The 7,810-nt window shown below is 71.3% G+C and carries 8 protein-coding genes; 4 read left to right on the top strand and 4 right to left on the bottom strand.

Annotation, left to right across the window (positions count from 1 at the left end; genetic code table 11):
- Window positions 1–181 precede the first annotated feature (181 nt).
- The 4 genes from tal (at window position 182) to pgl (ending at window position 4,826) form a co-directional block, all read left to right on the top strand.
- On the top strand, window positions 182–1,321 hold the full coding sequence (tal, locus tag ACFWOG_RS21085; RefSeq protein ID WP_380360192.1) for a transaldolase: 1,140 nt from the start codon (window positions 182–184) through the stop codon (window positions 1,319–1,321).
- Between the two features lie 63 nt (window positions 1,322–1,384).
- The gene (gene zwf / locus ACFWOG_RS21080) at window positions 1,385–2,941 is read left to right on the top strand and encodes a glucose-6-phosphate dehydrogenase (RefSeq protein ID WP_329948691.1); all 1,557 of its coding nucleotides are present in this window, start codon (window positions 1,385–1,387) and stop codon (window positions 2,939–2,941) included.
- Window positions 2,938–4,041: a glucose-6-phosphate dehydrogenase assembly protein OpcA gene (gene opcA / locus ACFWOG_RS21075; RefSeq protein WP_329948632.1), complete on the top strand. Its 1,104-nt coding sequence runs from the start codon at window positions 2,938–2,940 to the stop codon at window positions 4,039–4,041. The genes zwf and opcA overlap by 4 nt, the downstream gene beginning before the upstream one ends.
- Window positions 4,038–4,826, top strand: coding sequence for a 6-phosphogluconolactonase (gene pgl / locus ACFWOG_RS21070; protein WP_329876366.1), 789 nt, complete (start codon window positions 4,038–4,040; stop codon window positions 4,824–4,826). The genes opcA and pgl overlap by 4 nt, the downstream gene beginning before the upstream one ends.
- Window positions 4,827–4,915: 89 nt before the next feature.
- On the opposite strand, the gene ACFWOG_RS21065 is transcribed toward pgl, so the two are convergent.
- From ACFWOG_RS21065 to ACFWOG_RS21050, 4 genes are all read right to left on the bottom strand, one after another.
- Complete coding sequence (locus tag ACFWOG_RS21065; protein ID WP_329876448.1) at window positions 4,916–5,203, bottom strand: RNA polymerase-binding protein RbpA; 288 nt, start codon at window positions 5,201–5,203, stop codon at window positions 4,916–4,918.
- Window positions 5,204–5,408: 205 nt separating this feature from the next.
- Complete coding sequence (secG, locus tag ACFWOG_RS21060; protein WP_329876368.1) at window positions 5,409–5,645, bottom strand: preprotein translocase subunit SecG; 237 nt, start codon at window positions 5,643–5,645, stop codon at window positions 5,409–5,411.
- 87 nt (window positions 5,646–5,732) lie between these two features.
- On the bottom strand, window positions 5,733–6,518 hold the full coding sequence (tpiA, locus tag ACFWOG_RS21055; protein ID WP_329876370.1) for a triose-phosphate isomerase: 786 nt from the start codon (window positions 6,516–6,518) through the stop codon (window positions 5,733–5,735).
- 7 nt (window positions 6,519–6,525) lie between these two features.
- Window positions 6,526–7,731 carry a phosphoglycerate kinase gene (locus ACFWOG_RS21050; protein WP_380360188.1) on the bottom strand — a complete coding sequence of 402 codons (1,206 nt, stop codon included), beginning with the start codon at window positions 7,729–7,731 and terminating at the stop codon, window positions 6,526–6,528.
- Between the last annotated feature and the right edge of the window lie 79 nt (window positions 7,732–7,810).

Genomic DNA, 7,810 nt, shown 5'->3' with positions numbered 1-7,810 from the left:
ACCTCTTCGTGGAGGTCGGACTGCCCGCCGAGCGTGTCGTGGCCGTGCCCCACTTCGCGGTGGGTTCGGTGGACGACGTAAACCGTTGACGGCAGCCCCGGGCCGGGCGCCCGACCGCACACCGGGCGCCCGGCCGGCACCCGAGGACCCCACGGATACACGGACGAAGGACTGAAGCACCATGACTGACGCACTGAAGCGCCTCAGCGACGAAGGCGTGGCGATCTGGCTGGACGACCTCAGCCGCAAGCGCCTCAACAGCGGCAACCTCGCCGAGCTGGTGCAGCACAAGCACGTGGTGGGCGTCACCACCAACCCGACCATCTTCCAGAAGGCCATCGGCGGCGGGGACTCCTCCTACGACGGCCAGCTGCGCGACCTCGCGGTCCGCAAGGTCACCACGGACGAGGCCGTCCGCATGATCACCACCTCGGACGTGCGGGACGCCGCCGACGTGCTGCGCCCGGTCTACGACGCCTCGAACGGCCGTGACGGCCGGGTCTCCATCGAGGTCGACCCGCGGCTCGCCCACGAGACCGCCGCCACCGTCGCCGAGGCGAAGCAGCTGTGGTGGCTGGTCGACCGCCCGAACGTGTTCATCAAGATCCCCGCGACCAGGGCCGGCCTGCCCGCGATCGGCGAGGTCATCGGCAGGGGCATCAGCGTCAACGTCACGCTGATCTTCTCGCTGGAGCGCTACAGGGCCGTCATCGACGCCTACCTGACCGGTCTGGAGGCCGCCAAGGCCAAGGGCCTGGACCTCTCGCAGATCGAGTCGGTCGCGTCCTTCTTCGTGTCCCGTGTCGACACGGAGATCGACAAGCGCCTGGACAAGATCGGCGGCGACGCCCGGGACCTCCGTTCCAAGGCCGCGCTCGCCAACGCCCGCCTCGCCTACCAGGCGTACGAGGAGGTCTTCGGCAGCGTCGACGCCAAGACCGCCGGCAGCGACCGCTGGCGCGCCCTGGAGGCCGCCGGCGCCAAGCCGCAGCGCCCGCTCTGGGCCTCCACCGGCGTCAAGGACCCGGCCCTGCCGGACACCCTGTACGTCACCGAGCTGGTCGCCCCGGGCACCGTCAACACCATGCCCGAGGCCACCCTTGAGGCGACCGGCGACCACGGCGTGGTCACCGGCGGCACCATCGTCCCCAACTACGCCGACGCCAAGGCCGTCATGGACGCCATCGCCGCCGCCGGCGTGGACTACGACGACGTCGTGCAGGTCCTGGAGGACGAGGGCGTGGAGAAGTTCGAGCAGTCCTGGAACGAGCTGCTCGACACCGTCACCGCTTCTCTGGCCTCCTTCGCCGGCGAGAAGTGACCCCTGCTCACACAGCCAGCGCACGAAAGCGGAGTTCATCAAGTGAGCACTGACTTCCCTGAGTTGACGTCGGACTCGGACGCAGGCGACCCCACGCCGGCCCCCGTCAACCCGCTTCGTGACCCCACCGACCGGCGGCTCCCGCGCATCGCGGGGCCGTCCGGCCTGGTCATCTTCGGGGTCACCGGCGACCTGTCCCGCAAGAAGCTGATGCCGGCCATCTACGACCTGGCCAACCGCGGCCTGCTGCCGCCGGGCTTCTCGCTCGTCGGCTTCGCCCGCCGCGAGTGGGAGGACGAGGACTTCGCCAAGGAGGTGCACGACGCGGTCAAGGACCACGCCCGCACCCCCTTCCGCGAGGAGGTCTGGCAGCAGCTCGCCAAGGGCATGCGCTTCGTCCAGGGCGACTTCGACGACGACGACGCCTTCGACAAGCTCCGCGCGACCATCGAGGAGCTGGACAAGGCGCAGGGCACCGGCGGCAACTTCGCCTTCTACCTCTCCGTCCCGCCGAAGTTCTTCCCGACCGTCGTCCAGCAGCTGAAGAAGCACGGCCTGGCCGACCCGCCCCAGGGTTCCTGGCGCCGCGCCGTCATCGAGAAGCCCTTCGGCCACGACCTGGAGTCCGCCCAGGAGCTGAACCGGATCGTCCACGAGGTCTTCCCCCGGGACGAGGTCTTCCGGATCGACCACTACCTGGGCAAGGAGACCGTCCAGAACATCCTGGCGCTCCGCTTCGCCAACCAGATGTTCGAGCCGATCTGGAACCGGTCGTACGTCGACCACGTGCAGATCACCATGGCGGAGGACATCGGCATCGGCGGCCGGGCCGGCTACTACGACGGCATCGGCTCGGCCCGGGACGTCATCCAGAACCACCTGCTCCAGCTGATGGCGCTCACCGCCATCGAGGAGCCGGCGTCCTTCCACCCGAAGGCGCTGGTGGCCGAGAAGCTCAAGGTGCTCAGCGCCGTCAAGCTCCCGGCCGACCTCGGCAAGCACACCGTGCGCGGCCAGTACGCGTCCGGCTGGCAGGGCGGCGAGGAGGTCGTCGGCTACCTCGACGAGGACGGCATCAACCCGGACTCCAAGACGGACACCTACGCGGCCATCAAGCTGGAGATCAACAACCGCCGCTGGGCGGGTGTGCCGTTCTACCTGCGGACCGGCAAGCGGCTGGGCCGTCGGGTCACCGAGATCGCGGTGGTCTTCCAGCGCGCCCCGTACCTGCCGTTCGACTCCTACGCGACCGAGGAGCTGGGGCAGAACGCCCTGGTCATCCGGGTCCAGCCGGACGAGGGCGTCACCGTGCGGTTCGGCTCCAAGGTGCCGGGCACCTCCTTCGAGGTCCGCGACGTCACGATGGACTTCGCCTACGGCGAGTCCTTCACCGAGTCGTCCCCCGAGGCGTACGAGCGGCTCATCCTCGACGTGCTGCTCGGGGACGCCAACCTGTTCCCGCGCCACCAGGAGGTCGAGCTGTCCTGGCAGATCCTCGACCCGATCGAGAGGTTCTGGGACGCGCACGGCAAGCCCGCGCAGTACCCGGCCGGCACCTGGGGACCGGCCGAGGCTGACGAGATGCTCGCACGAGACGGCAGGAGCTGGCGCCGGCCATGAAGATCGACCTTACGAACACCACGTCCAGCAAGATCAACGCCGCCCTGATGGAGGCGCGCCGGGCCAGCGGTTCCACCGCTGCCGGCATGGTGCTCACCCTGGTGATCGTGACCGACGAGGGCAGCGCGTACGACGCCCTCAAGGCCGCCAACGACGCCTCCCGCGAGCACCCCTCGCGCACCCTGGCGGTCATCAAGCGCGCCGGGCGTTCGCCCCGGGCCCGCGCCGAGACCCGCCTGGACGCCGAGATCCTGGTCGGCTCCGACGCCGGCTCCGGCGAAACGGTCATCCTGCGCATGCACGGCGAGCTGGTCTCGCACGCGCAGTCGGTCGCCCTGCCGCTGCTGCTGCCGGACGCCCCGGTCGTGGTCTGGTGGCCGGAGAATGCGCCGCTGCACCCGGCGCAGGACCCGCTGGGCTCGATCGCCCAGCGCCGGATCACCGACGCGGTCACCGCCGAGTCCCCGGTCGGCCAGCTCGCCCAGCGCGCCCAGAGCTACACCCCGGGCGACACCGACCTGGCCTGGACCCGGATCACCGGCTGGCGCTCGATGCTGGCCGCCGCGCTGGACCAGCGGCCGTCCACGATCACCTCCGCGGTGGTCGAGGGCGAGCCGTACAACCCCAGCGTCGAGCTGCTCGGCCTCTGGTTGCACACCCGGCTGCACGTGCCCGTCGAACGGGTCGTCACCAACGGCCCGGGCATCACCGCGGTGCACCTGCGCACCACGGACGGGGACATCACCCTGGACCGCCCGGACGGCCTGATGGGCACGCTTTCCATGCCCGGCTCGCCGGACCGCCAGGTGGCGCTGAAGCGCCGCGAGACCTCGGAGCTGATCGCCGAGGAGCTGCGCCGGCTCGACCCGGACGACATCTACGCGGCGGCCGTGCGCACGCCGGTGGACCGGCTGCTCGAACCGACCGCCGCCGAGTCGGCCGCGCGGGCCGAGGTGGCCGACAAGGTCGCCGAGGAGGCCGTGGCGGAGGCCGCCGGGGCCGCGGTGGCCGCCGAGGCCCCCGCACCCGCCCCTGCTCCGGCCCCCGCTCCGGCGAAGAAGCCGGCCGGCAAGCGCGGTGCCAAGAAGGCGGAGGCATGACGGCCGCCACCCCGCAGCTGGTCGTCCACCGGGACAAGGAGCTGATGGCCCAGGCGGCCGCGGCCCGGCTGATCACCCGGATCGTGGACGCCCAGTCCGCCCGCGGCACCGCCTCGGTGGTGCTCACCGGCGGACGCAACGGCAACGCCCTGCTGGCCGCCATCGCCGCCTCCCCGGCGCGGGACGCGGTCGACTGGGCCCGGCTCGACCTCTGGTGGGGCGACGAGCGGTTCGTGGCCGCCGCCGACCCGGACCGCAACGCCGTCCAGGCCCGGGCCGAGCTGCTGGACGCCGTCCCGCTCGACCCGGCGCGGGTGCACGAGATGCCCGCGTCGGACGGCGTGGACGGCTCGGACGTCGAGGCCGCCGCCGCGCGCTACGCGGAGGAGCTGGCGAAGGCGGCCGGTCCCGGCGACCGGCTCGGTGTCCCCGCCTTCGACGTGCTGCTGCTCGGCGTCGGCCCGGACACCCACGTCGCCTCGCTCTTCCCCGAGCACCCCGGCGTCCGGGAGACCGCACTGACGGTGGTCGGCGTGCGCGGCGCGCCCAAGCCCCCGCCGACCCGGATCTCGCTCACCCTCCCGGCGATCCGGGAGGCCCGCGAGGTCTGGCTGCTGGCGGCGGGCGAGGACAAGGCGGGCGCGGTCGCGCTGGCCCTGTCCGGCCCCGGCGAGCTCCAGGCGCCCGCCTCCGGCGCGTACGGGCGCGGGCGCACGCTGTGGCTGCTGGACCGTTCCGCGGCGGCCCAACTGCCGCCCCAGCTCTACCCCCCGGCCTCGGCCTGAGCATGCGCGAAGGGCGTCACCGTTCTCCCGAACGGTGACGCCCTTCGGCGTTGCTCGTCGCCCGCAGCCGGGCGGTTGCGACCCGTGGCTCAGATCTCGCCCCGGAGCTTGGCCAGCGCCTCGGCGAGGATCGCCTCGCCGTCGGCGTCGGTGCGCCGCTCGCGGACGTAGGCGAGGTGGGTCTTGTACGGCTCGTTGCGGGACGGGGCGGGCGGGTTGTGCTCGTCCTGGCCGGCCGGGAACCCGCACCGCGGGCAGTCCCAGGTCTCCGGGATGACCGCTTCGGCAGCGAAGCTCGGACGGGTCTCGTGCTTGTTGGCACACCAGAAGGTGATCCGGTTGCGGGGGGCGGACTCGCCACGCTCCGCCTCACCCATCGGGCCGGCTCCGACCCTGCTGCCACGGATGGCGTTGCCACTTGCCACGGTCTGACTCCCTGCGTGCTGGTGCGCCGACCCGCCGCGATGCGCGTCGGTGGCGAAAGTCGTCCTAGTGTAAGCAGGAGTTAAGGTTGCGCCATCACCGGCTCCGCCCCGGACCGTTCCAGCATAGGCCGCGGGGCGACGGGGCGTCAGAGGTACGTCAGCTCTTGTACTTCATGACCAGGCCGAGCACCATGATGGACGCGAACCAGCCGAGCCCGACCACGATCGTGATGCGGTCCAGGTTGCGCTCGGCCACCGCCGAGCCGCCACCGGTCGACATCGCGCCGCCGCCGAACATGTCCGACAGGCCGCCGCCCTTCCCCTTGTGCAGCAGCACCAGGAGGATCATCAGCAGGCTGAAGACGATCAGGGCAATCGAGAACCCGATAACCACGACGGGACCAACTCTCTCGTATCTTCGGCGAAGGGGCCGGGCCGCGTACGGCGGCCCGGCCCCAAAGCCTACGTTGCTGCGGCGGCGTTAGCCTACTGCCTGGTCACGGTACCGCACGATCTTGACGAACTCGTCGGCGTCCAGCGAGGCACCGCCGACCAGGCCGCCGTCGACGTCGGGCTTGGCCATCAGGCCGGCCGCGCTGGAGGACTTGACCGAACCGCCGTAGAGCACCCGGACCTTCCCGGCCAGCTCGGCGTCGTACAGCTCGGCGATCCGCGCGCGGATGGCGGCGCAGACCTCCTGGGCGTCCTCGGGGGTCGCCACCTCGCCGGTGCCGATCGCCCAGACCGGCTCGTAGGCGACCACGACCGACTCGGCCTGGTCGGCCGGGACGCCCTGCAGGCCGCCGTCGAGCTGGGCCAGGGTGTACTCGACGTGGGTGCCGGCCTTGCGGATCTCCAGCGGCTCGCCGATGCAGAGGATCGGGGTGATCCCGGCGCGGTAGGCGGCCTTCACCTTGGCGTTGACGATCTCCTCGTTCTCGCCGTGGTACTGGCGGCGCTCCGAGTGGCCGATCACCGCGTAGGTGCACTTGAGCTTGGCCAGCATCGGGCCGGAGATCTCGCCGGTGTAGGCACCGGAGTCGTGCTGCGAGATGTCCTGCGAGCCGTACTTGATCTTCAGCTTGTCGCCGTCGACCAGGGTCTGCACCGAGCGGAGGTCGGTGAAGGGCACGAGGACGGCCACCTCGACCGACTCGTAGTCCTTGTCGGCCAGCGCGAAGGCCAGCTTCTGGGTGTGCTGGATGGCCTCGAGGTGGTTGAGGTTCATCTTCCAGTTGCCCGCCATCAGCGGGAGACGCTCAGTCATTGCGTTGTCAGCCTTCCAGGGCGGCGAGACCGGGAAGGGTCTTGCCCTCCAGGTACTCGAGGCTCGCGCCACCGCCGGTCGAGATGTGCCCGAACTTCGTCTCGTCGAAGCCCAGGATACGGACGGCCGCGGCGGAGTCCCCGCCACCGACCACGGAGAACGCGTCGCCGTCGACCAGGGCCTGGGCGACGGCCTTGGTGCCCTCGGCGAAGGCCGGGTGCTCGAAGACGCCCACCGGACCGTTCCAGAACACCGTCTTCGCGTCGGCCAGCTTCGCCGCGAACAGCTCGCGGGACTTGGGGCCGATGTCCAGGCCCTCCTTGTCGGCCGGGATGCCGTCGGCGTCCACGACCGCGAAGTCCTCGACCGGTGCGAACGTCTTGGTGTCGGGGAACGACCCGGAGATCGCGACGTCCACCGGCAGCACGAACTCGACGCCGCTCTCCTCGCCGCGCTTCAGGTAGTCCAGCACCGTCGGGATCTGGTCCTCCTGCAGCAGCGAGATGCCGACCTCGTGGCCCTTGGCCTTGAGGAAGGTGTACGCCATGCCGCCGCCGATCAGGATGCGGTCGGCCTTGCCGAGCAGGTTGTCGATCACGCCGACCTTGTCGGAGACCTTGGAGCCGCCGAGCACCACCACGTACGGGCGCTCGACCTCCTCGGTGAGGCGCTTGAGCACGCCGACCTCGGTGGCGATCAGGTCGCCGACCGCGTGCGGCAGGCGGGCCGGCAGGTCGAACACCGAGGCGTGCTTGCGGTGCACCGCACCGAAGCCGTCGCCGACGTAGAGGTCGGCGAGGTCCGCCAGCTGGTCGGCGAAGGCGCCGCGCTCGGCGTCGTCCTTGCTGGTCTCCCCGGCGTTGAACCGCAGGTTCTCGAGCAGCGTGACCTCGCCGTCGGCCAGGGCGGCGACGGTGGCCTTCGCGCTCTCACCCACGGTGTCGGTCGCGAACGCGACCGGCGTGCCGAGGATCTCGCCGAGGCGGACGGCCACCGGCGCGAGGGAGAACTGCGGGTCCGGCTCGCCCTTGGGGCGGCCGAGGTGGGAGGCGACGACGACCTTCGCTCCGCGCTCGACGAGCTTGGCGATGGTCGGGGCGACGGCGCGGATCCGGCCGTCGTCGGTGATCGTGGCGCCGGACAGCGGCACGTTCAGGTCCGCGCGGACGAACACGCGTCGGCCGGCGACGTCCAGGTCTTCGATGGTCTTCACGGTCTTCGGTCTCCTGGCGAGAAGGTGGAGCAGGCGACGGCACAACGGCGGGCCGTCAAAGGGGAGTTGAGGGTGCGCA

The organism is Kitasatospora sp. NPDC058406, from assembly GCF_042722765.1.
GTDB lineage: Bacteria > Actinomycetota > Actinomycetes > Streptomycetales > Streptomycetaceae > Kitasatospora.
Note: the sequence above shows the minus strand (reverse complement) of the source record. Positions and strands in the feature narration are given on the sequence as shown.